At 52.6% G+C, this 24310-nt stretch carries 20 protein-coding genes; 9 read left to right on the plus strand and 11 right to left on the minus strand.

The window, feature by feature from the left end; genetic code table 11:
• The first annotated feature begins 50 nt into the window (after positions 1-50).
• The 4 genes from PanJK_RS08560 to PanJK_RS08575 all read left to right on the plus strand — a co-directional run bounded on the left by PanJK_RS08560 (position 51) and on the right by PanJK_RS08575 (position 7704).
• The gene (locus PanJK_RS08560; RefSeq protein WP_265298896.1) at positions 51-950 is read left to right on the plus strand and encodes a LysR substrate-binding domain-containing protein; all 900 of its coding nucleotides are present in this window, start codon (positions 51-53) and stop codon (positions 948-950) included.
• 266 nt (positions 951-1216) lie between these two features.
• Positions 1217-3406 (plus strand): Ig-like domain-containing protein, encoded by a 2190-nt coding sequence (locus PanJK_RS08565; RefSeq protein WP_265298898.1) that lies wholly within the window; start codon positions 1217-1219, stop codon positions 3404-3406.
• A 70-nt stretch (positions 3407-3476) separates the two neighbouring features.
• A complete protein-coding gene (locus PanJK_RS08570; RefSeq protein WP_265298900.1) occupies positions 3477-4346 on the plus strand; it encodes an OmpA family protein in 870 nt (289 codons plus the stop codon).
• 205 nt (positions 4347-4551) lie between these two features.
• Complete coding sequence (locus tag PanJK_RS08575) at positions 4552-7704, plus strand: Ig-like domain-containing protein (protein ID WP_265298902.1); 3153 nt, start codon at positions 4552-4554, stop codon at positions 7702-7704.
• 85 nt (positions 7705-7789) lie between these two features.
• On the opposite strand, the gene PanJK_RS08580 is transcribed toward PanJK_RS08575, so the two are convergent.
• Together PanJK_RS08580 and PanJK_RS08585 are read right to left on the minus strand one after the other, a co-directional pair.
• Complete coding sequence (locus PanJK_RS08580) at positions 7790-8098, minus strand: putative quinol monooxygenase (RefSeq protein ID WP_256697456.1); 309 nt, start codon at positions 8096-8098, stop codon at positions 7790-7792.
• 31 nt (positions 8099-8129) lie between these two features.
• Entirely contained in the window at positions 8130-8708 is a 579-nt protein-coding gene (locus tag PanJK_RS08585; RefSeq protein WP_265298905.1) for an NAD(P)H-dependent oxidoreductase, read from the minus strand.
• Between the two features lie 161 nt (positions 8709-8869).
• Between PanJK_RS08585 and PanJK_RS08590 the strand changes: the two genes are divergently transcribed.
• Positions 8870-9631, plus strand: coding sequence for a transporter substrate-binding domain-containing protein (locus PanJK_RS08590; RefSeq protein ID WP_265298907.1), 762 nt, complete (start codon positions 8870-8872; stop codon positions 9629-9631).
• 60 nt (positions 9632-9691) lie between these two features.
• On the opposite strand, the gene PanJK_RS08595 is transcribed toward PanJK_RS08590, so the two are convergent.
• The 6 genes from PanJK_RS08595 to PanJK_RS08620 all read right to left on the minus strand — a co-directional run bounded on the left by PanJK_RS08595 (position 9692) and on the right by PanJK_RS08620 (position 15037).
• Complete coding sequence (locus PanJK_RS08595) at positions 9692-10555, minus strand: ketose-bisphosphate aldolase (protein ID WP_265298908.1); 864 nt, start codon at positions 10553-10555, stop codon at positions 9692-9694.
• Between the two features lie 128 nt (positions 10556-10683).
• The gene (locus tag PanJK_RS08600) at positions 10684-11535 is read right to left on the minus strand and encodes a class II fructose-bisphosphate aldolase (RefSeq protein WP_265298912.1); all 852 of its coding nucleotides are present in this window, start codon (positions 11533-11535) and stop codon (positions 10684-10686) included.
• Between the two features lie 9 nt (positions 11536-11544).
• Positions 11545-12636: a PTS fructose transporter subunit IIC gene (locus tag PanJK_RS08605; protein ID WP_256697451.1), complete on the minus strand. Its 1092-nt coding sequence runs from the start codon at positions 12634-12636 to the stop codon at positions 11545-11547.
• An 11-nt stretch (positions 12637-12647) separates the two neighbouring features.
• Positions 12648-12962 (minus strand): PTS fructose transporter subunit IIB, encoded by a 315-nt coding sequence (locus PanJK_RS08610; RefSeq protein ID WP_008103372.1) that lies wholly within the window; start codon positions 12960-12962, stop codon positions 12648-12650.
• A 24-nt stretch (positions 12963-12986) separates the two neighbouring features.
• Positions 12987-13457: a PTS sugar transporter subunit IIA gene (locus PanJK_RS08615; RefSeq protein WP_256697449.1), complete on the minus strand. Its 471-nt coding sequence runs from the start codon at positions 13455-13457 to the stop codon at positions 12987-12989.
• Positions 13458-13474: 17 nt separating this feature from the next.
• Positions 13475-15037, minus strand: coding sequence for a BglG family transcription antiterminator (locus PanJK_RS08620; protein ID WP_265298917.1), 1563 nt, complete (start codon positions 15035-15037; stop codon positions 13475-13477).
• 407 nt (positions 15038-15444) lie between these two features.
• On the opposite strand from PanJK_RS08620, the gene parC reads away from it, so the two are divergent.
• From parC to ftsP, 3 genes are all read left to right on the plus strand, one after another.
• Entirely contained in the window at positions 15445-17715 is a 2271-nt protein-coding gene (parC, locus tag PanJK_RS08625; protein WP_256697446.1) for a DNA topoisomerase IV subunit A, read from the plus strand.
• Positions 17716-17756: 41 nt separating this feature from the next.
• Entirely contained in the window at positions 17757-18494 is a 738-nt protein-coding gene (locus PanJK_RS08630) for a 1-acylglycerol-3-phosphate O-acyltransferase (protein ID WP_061720484.1), read from the plus strand.
• Between the two features lie 119 nt (positions 18495-18613).
• Complete coding sequence (gene ftsP, locus PanJK_RS08635) at positions 18614-20041, plus strand: cell division protein FtsP (RefSeq protein WP_265298921.1); 1428 nt, start codon at positions 18614-18616, stop codon at positions 20039-20041.
• A gap of 134 nt (positions 20042-20175) precedes the next feature.
• Here the strand turns inward: ftsP and dkgA are convergent, their stop codons facing one another.
• Complete coding sequence (dkgA, locus tag PanJK_RS08640; protein ID WP_008103359.1) at positions 20176-21003, minus strand: 2,5-didehydrogluconate reductase DkgA; 828 nt, start codon at positions 21001-21003, stop codon at positions 20176-20178.
• A 205-nt stretch (positions 21004-21208) separates the two neighbouring features.
• On the opposite strand from dkgA, the gene PanJK_RS08645 reads away from it, so the two are divergent.
• Complete coding sequence (locus tag PanJK_RS08645) at positions 21209-22120, plus strand: AraC family transcriptional regulator (RefSeq protein ID WP_265298925.1); 912 nt, start codon at positions 21209-21211, stop codon at positions 22118-22120.
• Here PanJK_RS08645 and PanJK_RS08650 read toward each other — a convergent pair whose 3' ends face one another.
• Both PanJK_RS08650 and metC read right to left on the minus strand, forming a co-directional pair.
• The gene (locus tag PanJK_RS08650) at positions 22121-22783 is read right to left on the minus strand and encodes a DedA family protein (protein ID WP_256697444.1); all 663 of its coding nucleotides are present in this window, start codon (positions 22781-22783) and stop codon (positions 22121-22123) included. It lies immediately after the preceding gene.
• 98 nt (positions 22784-22881) lie between these two features.
• Positions 22882-24072: a cystathionine beta-lyase gene (gene metC, locus PanJK_RS08655; protein WP_265298928.1), complete on the minus strand. Its 1191-nt coding sequence runs from the start codon at positions 24070-24072 to the stop codon at positions 22882-22884.
• Positions 24073-24310: the final 238 nt, after the last annotated feature.

Below are 24310 nucleotides of genomic sequence, written 5' to 3' on the forward strand. Positions count from 1 at the left end.
AAGTGTCAGAAACCGCGCTAAGACAGGTCTTGTTCTCTGAGGATGGAAATTTGAAAATCACACTGGAAGAGTTGCGTGCCTGGGTTGCGGTGGTGGATACGGGATCAATCACGTCAGCTGCAGAGCAACTCGATCAAACCAGCTCTGGTGTGAGCCGTGCACTTAGCCGCCTGGAAAGCAAGCTGCAAACCACCTTAATGCATCGCACAACGCGTCGGCTGGCATTGACCGAAGAGGGGATGATTTTTCTCGATCACGCACGGCAGATTCTCGCTTCAGTCGAACAGGCCGAAGAACAAATCGTGCAGCGCCGGGATATTCCTTCCGGACGCCTACGCGTCAATGCCAATACGCCATTTACCCTGCACGTTATTGTGCCGCTAGTGGCAGAGTTTCGTCAGCAGTATCCGCATATTCAACTGGAACTGAACACTGACGATATCGTTATCGACCTGCTGGAGCAGCAAACAGACATCGCCATTCGCATCGGCGAGTTACGTGATTCGACACTACGCGCGCGTGTTCTTGGAAGCAGCGCCATACGCTTATTGGCCAGCCCGGCTTATCTCGATAAATTCGGCACCCCTGAAAGCGTGGAAGCGCTGGCGAATCACCAACTGCTGGGGTTTAGTCAGCTCGATGCGCATAACGTCTGGCCGGTATGGCAGCGTGAGGGGGAGTTCCTGCGTATTGAACCCACGCTATCTGCCTCCAGCGGTGAAACGCTGCGTCAACTGGCGTTGGCCGGGCAAGGTATCGTGCGTTTATCCGATTTTGTCAGTCGGGATGATCGTGTTAACGGGCGTTTAATCCCGGTTTTAGAAACCGAGACCCGTGAACAACGTCTACCTGTCCACGCGGTCTATTATCGCAATCAATCCCTTACCTCACGCATTACCTGTTTTTTGGATTTTTTACGCAAAAAAATTCAGGAAAATCATCTGTTATAGTCCTATTTTAATTCAATTACTTCCCATCTCTTATCACATTATCAGCCATAAAAACTCACAATTTCAGTTGGTTAATTAACTAACTTACCTTTTGGTAATGTTGGGAAGTTTTTTATGCCCTAACGGGACATTTCTTATGTCTCGGAAATCTCTCTTTCCTGATTATGTCGCTCACTTTGAGCCCACACTGCTGGGCTAAGCCAGGGAGATTGCTGCTCTTGCTTGCAAATGCGCAATCAAAATCAAATGTTTTAAAGGGATTAATCATGAACGTTTCGCCCGTAAGTGTTGCGGTTATCGACAAAAAAACGATAACAAAAGCAGAAGTCATGCGTGCTGGCAAAGATGGAAAATCAGCAAAAATTCAAGCTATTACCAATGGCAAATATCTTCTTACGCAGGGTAATGACGGCGTTGCGCCAGAAAACATTACCGTTAAACGCGTAGGAAAAAACTTGTTAGTCATGCTGGAAGGTTCAGATAGCAATAACCCAGATTTGATCATCGAAGACTTCTTCGCCAAATCGGGTTCCCTCGTAGGGAAAGCAGAAGATGGCGAAATGCATGAATACGTTGCAACCGATGGACATGCTGACCACGAAGCTGCAGCCCTTGTCGATGGCGAAACCGCCGCGCTAGCTCTGAGCGAAGGCACTGTTGATACCGATTCTGGTTATGCGCTGGCCTCGGGCTTTGAATGGTCACCAGCGCTGATTGCTTTGGGTGGTTTGGCTGCTATTGCCGCCGCCGCAGGCCTTGGTTACGTAGCCGCGAAAGAACAGTATCAGGACAGCAACAATAGCGGTAAGAGTGGTAAAGGCGGAGACGGCGGTAAAGGTGGCGATGACGGCAAAGGTGGCGGTGACAACGGTGGCGGTAATGTAAGCGTTCCGGTGGTGAATGGCATATTCGACGATGTAGGTAGCATCACTGGGCTGATCGCTAAAGGTAGCCGAACTGATGACACCACGCCAACTCTGAATGGTACTGGTACCAAAGGAAACGTGATTGAAGTATGGGATGGCACCATCAAAATTGGTGAAACGACCGTTGGTGAAAATGGCACCTGGTCTTTCACACCAGGAAAAGCCTTGGGCGCAGGTAGCCACAGCATTACTACCCGTGAGCGCAATGAAAAAGGCGTAGTGGGCGAATCAAGTGAAGCATGGGGTTTTGTCATTGATCTGACTGCACCAGCAAAAGGTACCATTGGTGGCATGTTCGACGACAGTACGAATCCACCAAAAGAAATTACAAAAGATGGCGTGACCAAAGACAGTACGCCAAGTCTTTCAGGTAAAGCTGAAGCTGGCTCTACGGTTGAAATCTGGAAAAATGGTCAATTGCAGGGCACCGCGAAAACGGATAGTGAAGGTAATTGGAAATTCACCTGCCCAAAATTAGCCGACGGAAAACATGATTTCAGCATTGTGGTCGTTGATCAGGTAGGTAATAAATCTTTGCCGTCAGATGCCTGGATCGTTGAGATTGATACCATTGCGCCTGAAAATAAAGGTATTGGTGCAATTAAAGATAGCAATGAAAAACCGATTGAAAACAGTGATGAAACTGAAGACAGCACGCCGACGTTTTCTGGTGTGGGTGAGAAAGGTGATATCGTCAAAATAATCGACAACGGCAAAGTTATAGGAAGCACCGTTATTGATGACAAAGGCGAGTGGACCTTTACACCGGAAAAAGCTTTAGAAAACGGTAAACATGAATTCCAAATCATCGTTGTTGATCCCGCCGGTAATGAATCTCAGCTTTCTGAAAAAGTCGTCGTTGATATCAATGATCCAAATGCACCCATCGATCCCGTACCCGGTGATGAAGTTATTCCCGATCCAAATGTGCCAGTAACCGGTGTGATTGGTGATGTTTATCGCGATGAGAAGTTGGAAGGTGGTCAAAAATTCCATATCGGTAAGACACCTATTGCGAGCGGTGAAGCAGTAAATGATTCGACCATCTTTGTTGGTGGTACCGGAGTTGCCGGAGATATCGTTTATATTTGGATAAATGGGGCTGATAACCACTTTTATCTTTCTTCCACAGTCGATGCTAAAGGAAAGTGGAGCATCGCAACACCAGATCTTCCAGACGATAAATATAGCATTGAGGCTGCTTTCAAGGATGCAGAAGGTGTTGTAACGTCTAAAACGCCTGCATTTGAAGTTAAAATTGACACTATACCGCCAGGAGCTGTTGATCCAGGTGATCTTTTCCCTGATTCAATAGGTCATATTAATATTGCTGATCTACTTTCAGATCAACAAGACACACTGTTTGGCGAACCCCAGGAAGGAAATGTGCTGTCTCAACATCTTGATGAAAGTGCTTTAAATAACATTATGTCTGATTTTAATGTCAATCATTCCACCCTTAATGGAGTGGTTTCATTAGATGTCTCTTCAGTTGATAATCACCTGGAATTTCGTGACTTATCTGAATAATCACCACACTGCTAATTTTAATTTGGAATAAAAGAAAGTGCCATTTGGCACTTTCTTCCAGGGAGTTGTAATGAAGATTAAACGTATTGCTATTGTCGCTGTTCTTGCATCATTGTCCGTAACGACGGGAATTCAAGCGCAAACTGTTTTTGGGAAATCATGGCAATCAATGCCAGCAGCGGCGTCCGATCAAACCAAAGTTGTGTATTATCGCACTGCTGATAATAATAAAAAAGCTGCACATATCTATGTGGATGGTGAATTCCAAACCGCCCTTTTATCGGGAGGATACACGGTGTTTTGTCTTAAGCCAGGTATGCATTCATTAGGAAGCTACACCGATGATGCGCCACGCTATCGAGGTAAACAACAACAGCAGTGGCGGGATTCATTGGCTGCGGGAAAAACCTACTATGTCACTGCAAGTCTTGATGGCTCTGGCCGCCCACATGTTGTAGAAACCTCTGTGGCGCAGCAACAGTTGATGGGTGCCCGGCAGCAAGCGCATTTGCTTTCCCGTGCCTCGTCCGTTATCTCATGTAAGGTGGACGCCGCTCAATCTTACGATAATTACGAGTTTTCATCTGATCTGTTATTTAATTTCGCCAGTGCCAGCGGTAACGATATTTCTGCTCAAGGCCATAACGCTATTCAGCAATTCGCGCATCAAATGAAACGCAATGGTAAATTGAATCCGCATATTATCGTTACAGGTTTTACCGATCCTATTGGTGATAATGAGAGTAACCTAAAATTAGGCCAACGCCGCGCTGATACAATTAAGAAATTATTAGTCAATAATGGTTTAAGTAGTGACAATATTCAATCGCAAAGTATGGGTGAAAGCCAGGTTTCTAAACAGTGCTCTGGGTCATTAAAACAGCAGCGTTTGTGCTATGCAAGCGAGCGTCGAGTAATAATCAGTGTAGAGAGTAAATAATTTTATTCTTTCCTGTAATTATTACGCGGTCTAAAATTTATTGATTCGAACCATTTTTTAAACATTTGTATTCAATTAATTGTTATTTATTCCCAATTAATTGAGACATGTCCTGTGTTAGCTATTTCACTAACTGGCTCAGAATGTTTGAGTTCCGGGAGGGAACCGGAACCTTAAACCGAAATATCATAAAAGGAATGTTATCATGGCTAATAGCAGCATCAATGAAATTGCAGTGCAGAAAATAGAGACCATCAACAAAAAAGATTTTGGCTGGAAAGATATCACTGCTCCAAAAGGTGAAAATGGAAAAGCTGAAATTATCATCGACGGCGTTACGACTTATGTGAAAGTTGACGCAGAAGGTAAGTGGTCATTCACTCCTCCTGAGTGGGCTGAAGGCATGCATACCGTTCAAATCACCATTATTGATGAAGCAGGTAACCGTGGACCGGCAACTTCATCAATTGTTAATCTGGATACCAAACCGCCAGTAGCCCCCGAAATTTGGCGTGTAGCAGATAACACCGGCAGTGATAAAGGTAATTTGAATCCAGGCGATATTACTGATGAGGCTCAACCAGTACTTTCAGGTGTAGGAGAACCGGGTTCAACCGTTTATATCTACGATAATAACGGCACAACTCCAATTGCTTCCGCGAAAGTGAATGGCATGGGTGCATGGACCGTTACACCAGATCTGGCCGATGGCGACCACAGCCTGACCGCTACCGTAAAAGATGCGGGTAAACATGAAAGTCCCGCATCTGCAGCTTTCAATCTTAAAATTGAAGCGGGCATCGTGGTCATGGCCGAAAATTCAGCGTCAGAGGTTGAGCATCACATTGAGCCAGCAGCAACCACTAACGATTTCGGCACTTTCGCAAACGCGTTTGAAAGACACCAAAAGAGCAACGTGATCAGTATATCTCGTACCGCCGACCCTTATGACACGATTGAGATCACGATTAACAATACCGTAACCCTCATCGAAACAGGTGCAGATGGAAAATGGTCATTCAGCTCTGATGCACTGCCTGATGGCGTCTACTTCTTCCAGTATCGAGTGCGTGATGATGCAGGTAACTGGGGTCTTATACCAACTCAAATGATTTTCCACATTGAAGCTGAAAATCCTGAAGCACCACAAATTTTGCGCGTCATTGACGATGAAGGCCAAATTGACCATTTAACGTCAGGTCAATATACCGATGACAAAACGCCAACCTTGTCAGGCGTTGCTCAACCGGGATCGCTGGTATTCATCTATGGCGCCACTGCTACCCCAATTGGCAGTGTTACAGCAAGCAATGATGGCCGCTGGAGCTTTACCCCAACGCTGACTACTGATGATACTTATGTCTTCAGCGCGGCATACGAGGATAGCTATGGTCGTATGAGCCCGAAATCTGACAACTTCATCCTGAAGCTGGATGCAACGGCACCCAGCGCACCAGAGATTAGTGAAGCTTTTGATGATTTTGATAAAACCGCCATATTGCATTCGGGAGATAAAACCGATGACACCACGCCTAAGCTCTCTGGCGTAGCGGATGCCGGTTCCATTGTGCGTATTTGGGATGGTAATCAACTCATTGGTAGCACTGTTGCTAATAGTCGCGGTCAATGGAGCTATGAGGTGGATCAGGAACTGGCTGAAGGCTCACACTCCCTGCGTGTAGACTCGGTCTCAAAAGGGGGGAGTGCTTCTGCTAAATCCGATGAATTTATTCTGATCGTTGATACCTCATCTCCACCACCAGCGGAAATCAGTGAAATTGTTGCTAACAACGGGAGTACCGAGCGTCCTCTGGTTAGCGGAGATGCAACCAATGATGACACGCCTGTACTGCGCGGAACCGGTAAAGAAGGTGAGATTGTTCACGTTTATGACGGTGATGATGTTATTAATTCAACGGTGGTTAAAGCTGACGGCACATGGGAAATCGAACTGGATCCGCTGGATGAGAGTTCACATGAGCTGAAGATTAAAATCGAGGATCCTGCAACCGGAAAAGAGTCTGATTTCTCTACTCCAGTGATTATCGTGGTGGATCTCACGCCACCAAATAAACCGGGTGTACCTGAAATTATTGATAATACCGGTGGGGACAATGGCCCGGTGCAGCCAGGAACGCCAATTGACGAAACCAAGCCTGAATTCAAGGGGGGTGGCGCTAACCCGGGTGATACCGTTGAAGTCGTTATCATTGACGAAAATGGAGATGAGAAAGTCATTGGAACCGGCATCGTAGATGCAGGTGGCAACTGGACAGTGACACCAACGGATCCAATTGATGATGGTGAATATGAGGTAGTCGTTGATATCACCGATCCAGCAGGTAACACATCCGATCGTTCAGACCCCATTGATCTGATCATTGATACCCAAGTACCAGATGAAATTGTCAATTTTGAACTGTGGGATGATGTTGGCATCGAAACCGGTGTAATTCATGAAGGTGGTTTCACCGACGATAAATCCCCAACCGTGCGCGGTACTGGTGAAGAGGGTTCTAAAGTCATTATCTGGGATGGCAACACAGAAATTGGTTCTGCCGTGGTCACCAATGGCGAGTGGAGCTATGAGCTGCAAGATCTGACTGAAGGCGCGCATAACATCCGTGTTCAGCCTGTCAGCGCATCAGGCGTTCCTGGCCCAATTAACGCTGGTATCAACTTTGAAGTGGATGTGACTCCTCCTGGCGGTGGTAGCTTCCTGGACGGTACTTTCGTTGACAAAGATGGATTTACTAAACCGTTGGATTTAACACCCAGAAAAGACGGTACCTTAACACCGGTTAATGGCCAGGTGCTGACGCTGAACGGTAGCGGTGTAGAAGATGGCACCACTGTTGTACTTTATGGCGATGCTGCGCGCACTTTAGTACTCGGCAGCGCTGTAGTGACTAATGGCGAGTGGAAACTGGAGACCATTGAGCTTGAAGAACGCAGTTATGACTTCTCCTTCGGCTACCGCGATTTAGCCGGTAATGAAACTGCGGGTAGCGAAACGTTCACGCTGGTCATTGACGTTACGCCTCCTGGCGCTGTTGATCCGGGCGATCTGTTCCCGGATTCAGTGAATGACATTCTGATGACTATGTCTCTGAATGACATCCTGGGAATGAGCGATGATTCCCTGTTCATTGACAACGGTAAAACCCAGTTGATGATTGCTGACGCAGGTAAAGAAGTTGCTCTGGAAGACATCTTGCCGAAAGGTGAAGAAGTGAGTAACTGGAGCCAGGCAAATGGCACCGTGACTGTGGCTGGCATTGAGTACAACGTTTACCAGAACAACGCTGGCGATGCTGAAGTAATGGTTCCTCAGCACCTGATTCAAGAACAGCACTAATCCCTGATGAGCTGCTAAACAAAAGCCCCGGTCGCGAGATCGGGGCTTTTTTTATGCATGATGCTGAGCGACAAACTAAATCGACTTATTTAGCCGCTTCCAGCACCAGAATCTTCACATCCACTACGTCATCTTTAATCAGTGCGCGATGCGCATCCATATGTGGCATCTGCTGATGCTGCTCCAGATGGCGCAGCGATTCCCACAGTTCCAGCATGAAAATCGAATCGGGTGAATTCTGTTTCCACGGCACTTGTGCCTGATGATCCACTAATGCGTCATATTGATGGCAACCATCTTCTTTCAGCACGGTTGGAATCAGCTGATTAATCGCATCTAGCACCACCTGACGGCGGCCCGGTTTGACACAAATTTCTGCAACGACGGTTAACATAGCGCTTCCTTTTTTCCCTGGGTGCTTACAGTTAAGCAAAGATCTGGCTGAGATGAGTCCGATAACGTTCGATATCGCGCGGCACGTCCGGCATTTTAATCACATCGTTACAGATAAAGGTTGGCAAACCTTCCATACCGAGGAACTGGTTGGCTTTATGGAAGTGCAGATATAAGCCATCCACGCCCACGCCTTCGAAGAACTGCTCAGGATCGTTAAAGGCTTCCAGTGGCGCGTTCCAGGTCAATGACAGCATGTATTTCTTACCCTGAATCAGGCCGCCAGAACCGTACTTTTTAGCGGCATCGCTGCGTGTGCGGCCATCGCTGGCATACAGTGAACCGTGACCTTCGGTGAAGACATCATCGATGTATTTTTTCACTGTCCACGGCTCGCCCATCCACCAACCCGGCATCTGATAAATCACCACATCGCTGTCGAGATACTTCTGCACTTCTTCTGCCACGTTGTAATCGCTATCGGCGATGGTCACCTGTACCTGATGGCCAAGATCGCGCAGTTGGCTGGCAGCCACATCAGTTAAGGTATGGTTCAGTTCGCCTTTCGAATGGGCGAAAGTTTTGCCGCCATCGATAATTAAAAAATTCATCTAATCCGCTCCGTTTCTGGTTGATGACGCACACTCTACGCGCGCGCAGGAGCGAGAAAAATGCGTGATTGATCACAACACTTTTGCTAGTAAAGCAATAATGCGGATGATTATGAAACAATCCGCATGCACACCAACATCAACTCATAAAAGAAGAAACCATGAAAACCGCGATACTGAGTGCATTACTTCTGGTGACTGGCGCTGCTCAGGCGCAATCCCACCTTGATGACATCCGCGCAAGCAAGACCTTAAAAGTTTGTACCACCGGCGATTACAAGCCTTATAGCTATTTGCGCAGCGATGGCCAATACGAAGGATTGGATATCAGCATGGCGCAATCGCTGGCGGCGAGCCTTGGCGCGAAAGTGCAGTGGGTGCCAACCACCTGGAAAACGCTGAGCGATGATTTTGTCGCGAAGCAGTGTGATATCGCACTGGGCGGCGTATCGGTCACGCTCAAGCGCCAGCAGATCGCCTGGTTCGCCCAGCCGCTCGGCGTCGATGGCAAAATCCCGCTGGTACGCTGCGATGACAAAGCGAAATACCAAACAGTTGAGCAGATCAATAAAGCCAGCGTTCGGGTGATTGAACCGGCGGGCGGCACCAACGAAGCCTTCGTACACAGCCATTTACCAGAGGCAACGCTGCAGCTGGCCGATAACGTGGGGATTTTTCAACATTTGGTGGATAACAAAGCGGATGTGATGATCACCGACGCGTCTGAAGCGCTGTTCCAGCAGCAGCATTATCCCACGCTGTGCGCCATCAATCCGGACAAACCGATGCAGTACGGCGAGAAGGCCTACATGATCCCGCGCGATGATATGAGCTGGAAGTTGTATGTCGATCAGTGGCTGCATCTCAGCACCGCCACCGGCGAATACGCCCAGATTACTAAGAAATGGTTAGGCGAGAAGTAGGGTCGCCATTTATGGCGACCTGTATACATGGTGCGCAAAATGCGCACCATGAAACTAAACTCAACGATACAAACTCGCCTTACCCAGCCCGCCAAACAGATTCATCTTGTAGCGAATCACTGACTTCGCCGCCGCAATCGCATCCGGATAAATCACGTTCGGATCCCACCAGGTTTCGCGCGCCAGAATCTCACGCAGCTTGTCGAAATAGGCGAACTTCATGTCGCTGGAAATATTGATTTTGCCCACGCCCAGGGTCACCGCTTCCGCGATCTCAGCATCAGGATTGGCTGAACCGCCGTGCAGCACCAATGGAATCGTGGTGCGCTGTGAAATGTCTCTGAGAATATGCATCTGCAGCTCAGGCTTCATATTTTTCGGGTAGATGCCGTGTGCGGTGCCAATCGCCACCGCCAGCGTATCTACGCCGGTGCGCTGCACAAAATCCTCTGCCTGCGCCGGTTCGGTGTAAATCACTTTACTCACACCGCCTTCTACTGAAGTGCCGGTATCGCCGATGGTACCGAGTTCCCCCTCCACCGAAACGCCCACCGCGTGCGCCAGCTTCACCACTTCTTTGGTCAGCGCTACGTTCTCTTCATAGGGCAGCAGCGAGCCATCGATCATCACCGAAGTAAAGCCGCACTGAATGGCGCGTAGCACCTGAGCGATAGAGGCGCCGTGATCGAGGTGGATGGTAAACGGTACTTTGCTTTTCAGGGTGAGTTCGCGCACGTAGCCAAAGAACTCATCGGTGACAAATTCCAGTTCGCTCGGGTGAATGGAGATAATCGCCGGGGTGTTGGTCGCTTCGGCTTCCTCAACCACTGCACGGATAAAGCAACTGTCTGCGACGTTAAATGCGCCAATCGCGTAGCGGTGTTCACGAGTCGGTGCCAACATCTCTTTCATTGAAATCAACATGTTAATATTTCCTCAGCGTGATTTTTACTGGAGCCGACGCACGCGCCGACCCGATAGTGGATATGAATGTGAAATTTACAAAACGATGTAGGGTCGCCATTCATGGCGACCGCCAGCTAATCCGATGGCTAAACCTTGCCCGCCGATCCCGACCAGCTCAGATACTCCGCCACCACCTCGCGGCAGGCAGATTCCATTAGCCTAAGCAAGTCGGCCAGTTCAGCATGCGGATGCTGCTTCAGGGCCTGCACCACCGCCATTTTCCCGGCATCAAACACCGCCGCACCGACATTGATCTTGGCGACGCCAAACTCACTGACGCGGCGGATATCCTCGGTCGGCGTGCCCGATCCACCATGTAGCGCCAACGGTCGCGTGGATACCGCATGCAGCGCCTGCAGGCGCTGAAAATCGATTTTAGGCTTCACCCCAGCCGGATAAAGTCCGTGCGCGGTACCGACCGAGATCGCCAGCAGATCAATGTTGGTCTGTTCGATAAACGGCAGCACATCGGCCACCTGCGTCATCTTCACTGAAGCATCGGCCAGCTCGTAGGTTGGTGCATCGGCGATATGCCCCAGCTCGCCTTCCACACACACGCCAGCGGTATGTGCCATCTTCACTACGGCAGCGGTCTGGCGAATGTTCTCGGCGAGCGGCTCAGACGAGGCATCGATCATCAAGCCGGTAAAACCGGCGCGAAACGCCTGACCAATTAGCGGAAAGGCTTTGCCGTGATCGAGTGCCAGCGCCACCGGCACGCTGGCGGCATCGGCCAGCGCTCGCACTAACGGCACCGCGACAGCAGGGGGAAAGTGCGCGCTGTGTCCCTGATACACATTGAGGATTAGCGGGGCGCGCTGCTGTTCAGCGGCCTGAATGGCGGCGCGCGCGGTTTCCAGGTTGAAGCAGTTGATCGCCAGCACCGCATAACGCTGTTGGGCAGCGGCCTGAATCAGGTCGTTCATCATGGCAAACATGGTGGCTCCTTATTCCAGAGTGAATTTGATCTCTTCATCGCGAACGCCGGGGGCTTCCACGTCATCGAACTCTTCATCCGCCTGCGTAACCGGCTTTTTCAGTACCGACAGCATCACGCCGCACACCGTGGTGCCAATGCCGAGCGCTAAACAGAACAGCCAGGGTTTGGTGAACAGCGGCACCACAAACATGCCGCCGTGCGGCACCGGTGCGCCAACGCCCCACACCATAATCAGACCACCGGCGATGGCGGAGGCCACCACGCAGCTGCCGACCACGCGGAACAGGTCGCGCGCCGCAATCGGAATCACCCCTTCGGTAATCATGCAGATGCCCATCGGGAAGGCGGCTTTCAGCGCCTCTTTTTCCGCTTTGGTGTATTTGTTGCGGCTCAGCAGATAAGAGAGCGTGATGCCGAACGGCGGAATCATCGAGCCGACAAACTTCACCGCTTCCGGCCCGTAAATGCCGTCAACCAGCATGCCGTCGGCGAACAGCGACATGGTTTTATTCACCGGACCGCCGAAATCGAAGGTGGCCATCGCGCCGAGAATCGCGCCCATCACAAACTTCGAGCCACCCTGCATCGACTCCAGCAGGGCAATCAGCGCCTTCTGCAGCCAGACAATCGGCTGGCCGATAAAGGTCATCATTAGCAGCCCGGCGATGATGGTGCTCAGCACCGGCAGCACCATAATCGGCATTAAACCCTGCATCGATTTCGGTAACTTAATGGTGCGGCGCAGCAGCAGCACCGTATAACCGACCAGGAAGCCACCGAAGATGCCGCCGATAAAGCCGGTACCGATCTGCCCGCAGATAAACCCGACGATCAGGCCGGGCGCGAAGCCGGGACGATCGGCAATGGAGTAGGCGATCGCCGCGCTGATCAGCGGCACAATTAAGCCCATGCCCCAGCCGCCGATCTGGTTGAGCATCCAGGCGACAGTGCCGGTCTGTTTGCCGACATCCGGGCCGCCAATCACCTGGCCGAGCGCGATGCAGATCCCGGCGGCGACGATCAGCGGGATCATCCACGAGATCCCGGTGAGCAAGTGCCCTTTGATCTCCTGGCCGTACTGACGTTTATTGTCACTCATGATGGATCTCCTCAGGCGCGCGCCAGTGAATCCGCCACTTTTTCGAGGAATTTCACCGGTGATTTGATCACCACTTCGGTTTTCACTCGCACTATGGGTTTGCCCTGAAAGCGCTCCTCGCCTTTGATCTTCACGTCAACGGCGAGGATCACCACGTCAGCGGCGGCGATGTCTTCCTGCGTCAGCGCCGTTTCGGTGCCGATGGTGCCCTGGGTTTCAACGTGGATGGTGTGGCCCAGCGCGTGGGCCCCTTTAATCAGTTTTTCGCGCGCAATGTAGGTATGCGCGATGCCTGCCGTGCAGGCCGCTACACAGACGATATTCATGTGTCACCTCAGAGAGTTAGGGTGTTAACAGAGGTCGGTTTCGGCGTACTGACTAAACAGCCGGATGATATTGCTGGCATCGTTTTCCACCAGCAGTTGGGCTATCACCTCATCATCGGCCAGCGCACTGGCCACCTGCGACAACAGGCGAATATGGGTAGTGTTCTGATCTTCCAGTCGCACCGCGAACAGAATGATGCAGCGCACCTGGCTGCCATCGAGTGTTTCCCACGGAATGTCGTGTTGGGTGCGGCCGATGGCGAGCGTGGTTTGTTTCACCGCCGCAGATTTACCGTGCGGAATGGCGATGTGATTTTCGAAGCCGGTGGAACCCTCGGCTTCCCGCAGCCAGACGTCTTCGATAAAGGCGGCGCGGTCGCTGATGGCGCCGTCTTGGTAGAGCAAATCGGTCAGCTCATGAATCGCTTGCTCTTTGGTGGTGGCGGTCAGCGCCAGGTTAACGCGGCGTGGCGTCAGAATGCGCGAAATATCCATGATCAATCCTCATTCAATTAATGTTCAGCCAAAGCGCAGGAGGCGCCGTCGGGCAGTTGGCTGCCAATCATGGCGTCTGTCACCCGCCGAATATCGTCATCGTTAAAAAAGGCACTGACATACACCGCCGGAACCGATCCGGCATTGAGGTGAATGGTGGTGATCACCAAATCCACCGTTTCTCGCTGGCAAAACGCCGCGTGATTGCTGGCGGAAACCACGCCGACAATCGCCCAATCCGGGAAGGCGCGCAGAATGCGACTCTTTAACAGATGCGAGGTCCCCACGCCGCTCGAGCACACCACCAGAATGCGTTTGTGGGCAATTTGTCGCTCCAGCGCCGCCTGGAAATGCACGCACAGATAACCTATTTCGTCATCCGCCACCGATGAAAGTCCCTGACTGCGCGCGGTTAATTGCATCGCCTGTTGAGTTAAGGAAAATATTGCCTTCATCTCCTGCTGAATATCCTCCAGCAGCGGATTACGAATATGAATATGATATTTGAGTCGATTTAATAATGGCTTTATATGGACTAATAAGCCTTCAAATAATAATCGGTCCTGTGCTAAGTCCTGCTGAATAAATGAGGCGAAGCGATCGATTAATTCACAAGTTATTTTCACCGATTCAGCGGTGGAAAATTGATTATGCAGCGGTGCATTATCGCCACGCTCTTCCACCACAATGCCGGACGAAACAATATATTGATAAATAAAACCCACTTCATCGGCCGGCAATGCACAGCACATGCGCTGTTCAATCTGCACCACCATCTGCTGGGCAATGTTCAGAATGCGCTGGTCGAGATCCTGCGCGCTGGTCAGCGTTTCCAGCGCCAGCGCGTTACCTTGCGCCATGCGATGCATCATGATCAGAATATGGGTACAGAGATTGAGGTACCACGCATCGCCCAGCGGATAACTCAGCTGCTGCTCCATTTGCTCCAGCAGCGCCTGCACAAAAGCCACATCCTCATCGCCAAAATAGTGCACCAGCGCCTGCTGGCTGCCGGGATCGAGCCGCGGTAGCAGCGGCGTGCCGGCGACGTTCTGCTGCATCACATCATTAATCAGCGACACCATCGCCTGGCGTAGCGTCTGCTCGTTGCCTTCAATATGCGTGCCGCCGGGGCCGCGCTGTAGCATTAATCCCAACGGCTGTAGCCACTCTTCAATCACCTTCAGGTCATTCACGATTGACGCATGGCTGATGAAGTAGCGCTCCGACAATTTACTGATTGAGGTGGCGCGTGGCGCATCACTCAACAGCTGCGAAGCAATCTTCACCCGTCGGCTATTGTGGCTCAGCGCATCCGAACGGCTTTCGTCGCCGTTGAGCTGCTGCTCCAGTTGCAGACACTGCTGCAGATCGTCCACCCGCAGGCGCACGCCGCGTCCCGGCATTTTTTCCAGCTGTAGCGACCAGTCGCTCAGCCAGCTCTCCAGCCACTGTAAATCGCGCTGAATGGTTTTCTCCGACACGCCAAGCTGTAACGCTAATTCTTTTGTTGGCTGCGGCGCGGCATGATGCAGCAGCAATTTTACTAATCGGTGTTGTCGCGAAGTCAGTATTTGCATTCGTTCACCCTTATTTTGGCAAAACGTTTATGGCTAATTGATGTTTATATTTATTCCATGCCAGAAATCAGACGCGCAAAAATGTGGTGCTGGTGGAGTATGAATTTAGGAGAGTAATCAGTAGGCAACAATACTAAATGTTGTCCCGGCTTGCGGACACGATTAATACGCCAGGCGCATCGGGATATTAATTGCGACGTTACTCACAGATTATGGGCGATATTCACTGTGACAGGGCTCCCATTCCGTTTTAATTCTCTGACCAATATCACGCTATTTAATGCAAGACGATTCTGTTTGCTGAGCGGGCTTCTCTGTGACTAAACCGCACGAATAAGGTAATATCCTCGCCAAATGACCGCCGGATGTCCCGCCGTTGCGGGCCACGAAGTGAGGATGCGAGCTGAATGAGCGAATTGACGCAGGATGGTGCAGAGCGTCTTGCCCTGCACACGTTTACGGAAAACGCGTACCTGAACTACTCCATGTACGTGATCATGGACCGCGCGCTGCCGTACATCGGCGATGGCCTCAAGCCAGTGCAGCGCCGTATTGTGTATGCCATGTCGGAATTGGGCCTCAATTCCAATGCCAAATTCAAAAAATCGGCGCGTACCGTCGGTGACGTGTTGGGTAAATACCACCCGCACGGCGACAGCGCCTGTTATGAAGCAATGGTATTGATGGCGCAGCCGTTCTCTTACCGCTATCCGCTGGTGGATGGTCAGGGAAACTGGGGTGCGCCGGACGATCCGAAATCCTTCGCCGCGATGCGTTACACCGAATCGCGCCTGTCGAAATACGCTGAAATCCTGCTGGGTGAACTCGGCCAGGGCACGTCCGATTACATTCCGAACTTCGATGGCACCATGCAGGAGCCGAAGATGTTGCCGGCGCGTCTGCCCAACATTCTGCTGAACGGCACCACCGGCATTGCCGTGGGTATGGCGACGGACATTCCGCCGCATAACCTGCGCGAAGTAGCGGAAGCGGCGGTCAAGCTGATCGACAACCCGAACACCACGCTGCATGAGCTGCTGGATATTGTGCAAGGTCCGGATTACCCGACCGAAGCGGAAATCATCACGCCACGCAACGAAATCCGTAAGCTTTATGAAAGCGGACGGGGTTCGATTCGCCAGCGCGCGGTGTGGAAGAAAGAAGATGGCGATGTGGTCATCACCGCGCTGCCGCATCAGGTGTCGGGCGCCCGCGTGCTGGAGCAGATCGCTAACCAGATGCGCAATAAAAAGCTGCCGATGGTGGAAGATCTGCGTGATGAGTCCAATCACGAAAACCCAACGCGTTTAGTGATTGTGCCGCGCTCCAATCGTGTGGATCTCGAGCAGGTGATGAATCACCTGTTTGCCACTACCGATCTGGAAAAAAGCTACCGCGTTAACCTGAACATGATCGGACTGGATAACCGTCCGGCGGTGAAGAACCTGCTGGAAATCTTGTCTGAATGGCTGGTGTATCGTCGCGATACCGTGACGCGCCGCCTCAACTATCGTTTAGATCGCGTGCTACGCCGCCTGCATATCCTTGAAGGTATGCTGGTGGCGTTCCTCAATATTGATGAAGTGATCCACATCATCCGTACCGAGGATGAGCCGAAGCCGGTGCTGATGTCGCGCTTTGATATCAGCGAAACCCAAGCCGAAGCGATTCTCGAACTCAAATTGCGTCATCTCGCCAAACTGGAAGAGATGAAGATTCGCGGTGAGCAAGCGGATCTGGAAAAAGAGCGCGATCAGCTGCAGGCGATTCTGGCGTCCGAACGCAAGATGAGCAATCTGCTGAAGAAAGAGCTACTGGCCGACAGCCAAACCTACGGCGACGATCGTCGTTCGCCGCTGCGCGAGCGTGAAGAAGCCAAAGCGCTGAGCGAAACCGAGCTGGTGAGCGCCGAGCCGGTGACCATCGTGCTGTCGCAAATGGGTTGGGTACGCAGCGCCAAAGGTCACGATATCGATCCAGCGGGCCTGAGTTACAAAGCGGGCGACAGCTATCTGGCCGCCGCACGCGGTAAGAGCAATCAGCCAGTCGCCTTTATCGACTCCACCGGACGCAGCTACACGCTGGATCCAACCTCATTGCCGTCCGCGCGCGGGCAGGGCGAACCGCTCACCGGCAAACTGACGCCACCACCGGGCGCGGTGATTGAGCAGGTGCTGATGGAACCCGATGATCAGAAGCTGTTGATGGCCTCTGATGCCGGTTATGGCTTTATCTGTACCTTTGCCGATCTGGTATCGCGCAACCGTGCCGGTAAAGCGCTGCTGACGCTGCCGGAAAACGCCAAAGTGATGACGCCAATGGCGGTGCACTCAGGCGATGATATGCTGCTGGCGATTACCCAGGCCGGACGCATGTTGATGTTCCCGGTTGGCGATCTGCCGCAGATGTCGAAAGGCAAAGGCAACAAGATCATCTCGATCCCTTCAGCGGAAGCCGCTGCGGGCACCGACAAACTACAATGGTTGCTGATTCTGCCGCCAGGCGCGTCGATCACCGTGTATGTCGGTAAACGTAAGCTGATCATGCGTGATGAAGATCTGCAGAAAGTGCGTGCCGAGCGCGGTCGTCGCGGCAGCGTGGCGCGTGGTCTGCAACGTATCGATAGCGTAGAAGTGAATGCACCAGCGCGTCCGAAAGCCGACGCGAGTGAAGAGTAACGCTGTTATTCAGGCGATGGAATGCCCAATTTGAGGAATCTATGTTACTAATTTTACGAGCAATTATTGTTATTGTTTATTCGATTCTGGTTTGTATCTTCGGCAGTATTTGGTGTCTGTTTTCACCGCGCAACCCGCGTCATGTTGCGACGTTCGGCCATATGCTTGGTCGCCTGTCGACGGTATTTGGTCTCAAGGTGGAACTGCGTAAACCGGCGGAAGCCGCGCATTACGGTAACGCGATCTATATCGCGAACCACCAGAACAATTACGACATGATCACGGCAGCCAAAATCGTGCAGCCGACCACCGTGACCGTGGGCAAGAAAAGCCTGCTGTGGATTCCGTTCTTTGGCCAGCTCTACTGGCTGACCGGTAACCTGCTGATTGACCGTGATAACCGCTCCAAAGCGCACGGCACCATCGGTGAGCTGGTGGATCAGTTCAACAAAAAGCGCATCTCGTTCTGGATGTTCCCGGAAGGGACGCGCAGCCGCGGACGTGGTCTGCTGCCGTTCAAAACCGGTGCGTTTCATGCGGCGGTCGCGGCTGGTGTGCCGATCATCCCGATCGTGGTGTCTAACACCCACGACAAGATCAAGCTGAACCGCTGGAACAACGGCTTGGTGATTGTTGAGATGTTGCCGCCGGTTGATACCTCGCAGTTTGCTACCACCTCGGTGCGCAAGCTCGCCACGCACTGCCGTGAATTAATGTCGACTAAACTGGAAGAATTGAACGCCGAAGTCGCCGAGCGCGAAAAAAGCGGTAAACTCTGACCAGCCAAAATGGGGCAGGTGATCATCTGCCCCGTTCTCAAGCCACACAGCAACTCATCATTAATTAAAACAACATGGACACGGCGTCCTCACGCCACGCTCAAAAGGTCTGAAGTTTTATGTCTTGCAGCAGACGTCAGTTTATTCAGCTTTCTGCCGGTGTCGCACTGGCTTCCGGCGCTATGCCTTTCGCCGCCCGCGCCGCCGCGCCATTGGGCGATACGCCACTTCCTATTCCACCGCTGATTGAATCCCGTCGCGGTCAGCCGCTGTTTCTCACCTTGCAGCGCAGCCATTGGTCGTTCAGCGGCAACAGTAATAAAGTGCCGGTGTGGGGCTTTAACGGCATGTATCTCGGCCCAACGGTGCGCGTTTACAGCGGCGACGATGTGAAGCTGATCTACAGCAATCGCCTCAACGAACCGGTCTCAATGACCGTCAGCGGTTTGCAGGTGCCGGGCGCATTAATGGGCGGTGCGCCGCGCATGATGTCGGCGGGGGCCGACTGGGCACCGGTGCTACCGATTCGTCAGGGCGCGGGCACATTGTGGTATCACGCCAACACGCCAAACCGCATGGCGCCGCACGTTTACAACGGACTCGCCGGTATGTGGCTGGTGGAAGATGACGTCAGTAAATCGCTGCCGCTGCCGAAGCATTATGGCGTCGATGATTTCCCGCTGATCATTCAAGACAAGCGCCTCGATAACTTCGCCACGCCGGTTTATAACCCGCCATCCAGCGGCGGTTTTATGGGCGATGTGCTGCTGGTGAACGGCGTGCAAAATCCGTATGTCGAAGTGTCACGCGGCTGGGTGCGCCTGCGTTTGCTGAACGGATCGAACGCGCGGCGCTTCGATCTCAGCTTCTCCGATAATCGTCCCTTTACGGTGATCGCCAGCGATCAGGGCTTCCTGCCTGCGCCGGTGGCGGTGCAGCTGCTGACGCTGGCACCCGGCGAGCGTCGCGAAGTGCTGGTGGATATGTCGCAGGGCGATGAAGTGTCGATTACGGCCGGAACGGCGGCGGGCCTGATGGATCGCCTGCGCGGGCTGTTTGAGCCGTCATCAATTCTGACCAACACGCTGGTGCTGAGCTTGCGCCCAACCGGTTTGTTGCCGCTGGTCACCGACAATCTGCCGATGCGTTTGCTGGCGGATCAGATTCTCGATGGCGTAGCGTCACGTACGCGTGAATTCCGCATTGGCGACAGCGAGCCGGGCATTAATGGCGTGCTGTGGGACATGAACCGCATCGATACCACCGTGCAGCAGGGGACCTTTGAGCGCTGGATTATCCACGCCGATCGCCCGCAATCGCTGCATATTCAGGGCGTGATGTTCCTGATTAAGAACGTCAATGGCGCGCAGCCGATGGGTGAAGATCGCGGCTGGAAAGATACCGTGTGGGTGGATGGCAGCGTGGAGTTACTGGTGAGCTTCCCGCAGAGTTCATCGGATCACTTCCCGTTTGTTTATTACAGCCAGACGCTAGAGATGGCGGATCGCGGTACGGCGGGGCAGTTGCTGGTTAACTCGGTGTCCTGATGTCCCTCATCCTAACCTTCTCCCACAAGTGGGAGAAGGGACGTTTAGATGGATTTCAGCTTTACATCAGCGCTCAATCTATTCCCTCTCCCGCCTGCGGGAGAGGGCTAGGGTGAGGGGAAAAGCGCACCATCCTACCCGTTAAACGCTTCCGGATCCGGCCCCAAACGGTTACCGCTATCCAGCTTACTGATCTCACTCACTTCAGTTTTATCCAATCTAAAATCAAACACCTGGAAATTCTCACGAATACGTTCCGGGGTAATCGACTTCGGAATCACCACCAAACCGCTATCCAGATGCCAGCGGATCACGATTTGTGCCGGCGTCTTGCCATACTTTTTCGCCAGCTCGCGGATAATCTCCTGATCGAACACGCCTTTCCCGCCTTGCGCCAGCGGGCTCCAGGATTCAGTTTGAATCTGGTGCAGCGCATTCCACGCATGCAGCGTGCGCTGTTGCAGCATCGGATGCAGCTCAATCTGGTTCACTACCGGCGACACACCGGTTTCATCGATCAAACGCTTCAGGTGCGCCTCGTGGAAGTTACATACGCCGATGCTCTTGGTTAAGCCCTGTTGCTGCAGCTCAATCAACCCTTTCCAGGCTTCGACGTAGTTGTCTTTTTCCGGGCACGGCCAGTGCATCAGATACAAATCCACCTGCTCCAGCTGCAACTTCTTCAGGCTGGTTTCCATCGCCTGCTGCCAGTTGGTTTGATCGTCGTTCCACAGCTTGGTGGTGATAAAAATGTCTTCACGCGCCACGTCGGTCTCTTGCAGCGCTTGCCCAACCGCTTCCTCATTTTTGTAGATAGCGGCGGTATCGATGGAGCGATAGCCGACTTTCAACGCTTCCAGGATGGCGTTACGTGCATCCTCAATGCTCGCTTGCCACACGCCGAGGCCAAGCTGCGGCATCATGTTGCCGTCGCGCAATTTAATAATGGGTTGCTCTGCCATAGTTGCTCCTTATCTGTTGCAGTGACTTACCGTAGAAAAGATGTGCTTAAGTCTAGTCAACAAACCTCACCTCAGGATCATTGTGGCAAGCGGGCGGCACTTTTGCCTGATGGATTTCTGCAAGAATCTTGCCTGATTCTCCAGGATGGTGGAGCTTTGCACAGCCTTACGGCAAACTGACTTTTTTGCTGCCCGAGAGAGATGCATGCCAAACGACGCCCTTTGCCGCCAGCTGGCGCAGCGTGTAGTCGCGCTGATGAGTGACCTGCATAAGCCGCTGTGCGCGGTAGAAAACGTCAAGCTGATTTACGCCTGCGAAACCTTGCCGCGTACGCCGATGATGTATCAACCCGGCATTGTGATTCTGTTTCAGGGGCGTAAAACCGGTTATCTCGGCAGCACGGTTTTCCACTACGACGCTACCAAATATCTGATGCTCACCGTGCCGCTGCCGGTGGAGTGCGAAACCGAAGCCACGCTGGCGGAGCCGCTGGCCGGCATGTGTTTGAGCGTGGATGTCGCCAGCCTGCAGGATCTGCTGATGGATATCGGCGATGACGAGCAGTTCCAGCCACAGGCGCAAACCTCCGGCATCCATTCGGCGTTTATGAGCGAAGAGATGCTGTGTGCGGCCGAACGCTTGCTGGATGTGATGAACAATCCGCGTGACGCCCGCGTGCTCGGTCCGCAGCTGGTGCGCGAGATGATCTATTACGTGTTAACCGGACCGATTGGCGGCGCGCTGCTGTCGCTGGTCAATCGCCAGACGCAGTTCAGCCAGATTGCGCGCGCGCTGCGTCGCATCGAAAGTCACTTTGCGGAAAGTCTGAGCGTCGACATGCTGGCTGCTGAAGTGAACATGAGCGTTTCGGCGTTTCATCACAACTTCAAAGCGGTGACGCAAACCTCGCCGCTGCAATACCTCAAGCGCTATCGCCTGCATCAGGCGCGCCTGATGATGCTGCAGGATGGCATGAAAGCCAGCGCGGCGGCGGTGCGCGTCGGCTATGAAAGTCCGTCGCAATTTTCGCGAGAGTTTAAGCGCTATTTCGGCGTGACGCCGGGAGAGGAGGCGAGCCGCGTGCGTCAAACCTTACCGTTTGACGCCGCGTCGTAATCAGGAAACTTTCTGGCGGCGTTTTTTCCAAATCACCACAATGCTGCCGGCCAGGCCGATAAACAGCAGCGCGATTGGCAGAATCATCAGGATCGCCATCACCTGATCTTCGTGACGCTTAATAAAGGGCACATGGCTGATGCCGTAGCCCAGCGTCACCACAATCCCAACCCACAACAAACCGCTCAGCCAGTTAAACAGCTGGAAGCGGCCATTGTTCAAACCGGAAATGCCCGCCATGGTGGGCAGCAAGGTGCGCACAAAAGCGAGGAAGCGGCCAACCAGCAGCGCCATCAAACCGTGGCGGTTAAACATATTCCACGCGCGCTGGTGATATTGCGCGGGCAGATGCAGCAACCAGCTTTTTACCAGTCTGGTGTTGCCGAGCCAGCGACCTTGCAGATAGCTGAGCCAGCAGCCGAGACTGGCCGCCGTGGTCAAAATCACAATCGTCGGCACGAAATCCATCACACCTTTGGCGACCATCGCGCCCGCCAGTAACAGCAGGCTGTCGCCCGGCAGGAATGAGGCGGGCAGCAAACCGTTTTCCAGAAACAGCGTTAAAAACATCACGCCGTAAACAATCCAAACGACATCCGGATTGCCGAGCGCGGCAAAATCCTGATGCCAAAGCGCCTGGACAATCTCATGTAAAACACCCATCAGCTATTCCATCGAGTCACAAGGAGTCTAATTTTAACCTTCTGTGGCATCGTATACGTTGATCTCTCATCGCCGCCACAGCGTGGTTTATCTTCTGTTTAACTTCTTAAACGTGCAAAACCGGCTTTAAGGTCATCCAGCAAGTCGTCGACATGTTCGAGGCCGATATGCAGACGCACCAAAGTGCCGTCAAAATCCACGCCGCCCGCCGGACGAATCGCCGCCAGCTCTTCAGGCTGGTTTGCCAGAATCAGGGATTCATAGCCGCCCCACGAATACGCCATGCTGAAATGGTGGAAGTGATCGAGGTAATTCGCCAGCTGCTCACGGCTCAGTTTTTCATGCAGGATGAAGGAGAACAAACCGCTGCTGCCGCTGAAATCGCGCTGCCAGAATTCATGGCCTTTACACTGCGCTAGCGCCGGGTGATTCACGCGTGCCACTTCCGGCTGCTTTGCCAGCCATTCGGCCACCTGCAATCCACTCTCTTCGTGCTGACGCAAACGCGTGCCCAGCGTACGAATACCGCGGCTCGCCATATAGGCGGTATCGGCATCGACCATCTGGCCCATCAGATAGGAGTTCTCGCGCAGCTGCGGCCAGCAACGTTCATTCGCTACCGCCGTACCAATCATCGCATCGCTGTGACCAATGATGTATTTGGTGCCGGCCTGAATCGAAATATCGATGCCATGCTGCAGCGCGTTAAACAGCACGCCCGCCGCCCAGGTATTATCGATCATGATGATCGCATCCGGCGCTTTGGCGCGCACGGCGGCAACAATCGCCGGAATATCCTGCACTTCCATGGTGATTGACGCCGGTGATTCCAGGAACACCACGCGCGTATTCGGCTGCACCAGTTCGCCAATTTCGCTGCCGATGCAGTGATCGAAATAGCTGGTGGTAACGTTCAGCTTACTGAGAATTTTCGAGCAGAAATCCTGCGTCGGTTCATAGACCGCGCCGCTGACCAGAATATGGTCGCCGGCTTCGACAAAGGACAAAATGGCATTGGAGACCGCCGCCGCGCCGCATGGATAGAGCGCGCAACCTGCGCCGCCTTCCAGCTCGGTCATGGCGTCTTGCAGCGAGAAATGGGTGAGGGTGCCGCGACGGCCATAAAACAGCTCGCCTGAAGCGCGACCGGCGGTAGCACGTTTCTTGTCGGCGACCGTGTCAAAAACCAGGGATGAAGCGCGTTGAATTACGCTGTTAACTGAGCCTTGAGTGTAACGTTTACTGCGTCCCGCGCTGACAAGCGTGGTGTCTATTTTCTTCGTTGCCATCACTGCCTTTCCTGACATTTCCCACAAAACATCCACGTTACCACGAATCAGCGTAGTGGGTTGAGCCTGATTGCGGATTATCAGAGTGAGGCCAGTATTGCGCATAACATCCGCTAAATTGTGGAAATTGCTGGTCTCTTTGCTTTGTAAATAGTAATGAGAACCACTATCACTTCGGGCGTTTTTTTTGCTATGATCCGCGCTTCAATCGTGAACTGTGCAACAGAAGTTGGAGATG

This window comes from Pantoea sp. JK (assembly GCF_026130245.1).
GTDB classification, from domain to species: domain Bacteria; phylum Pseudomonadota; class Gammaproteobacteria; order Enterobacterales; family Enterobacteriaceae; genus Pantoea; species Pantoea trifolii.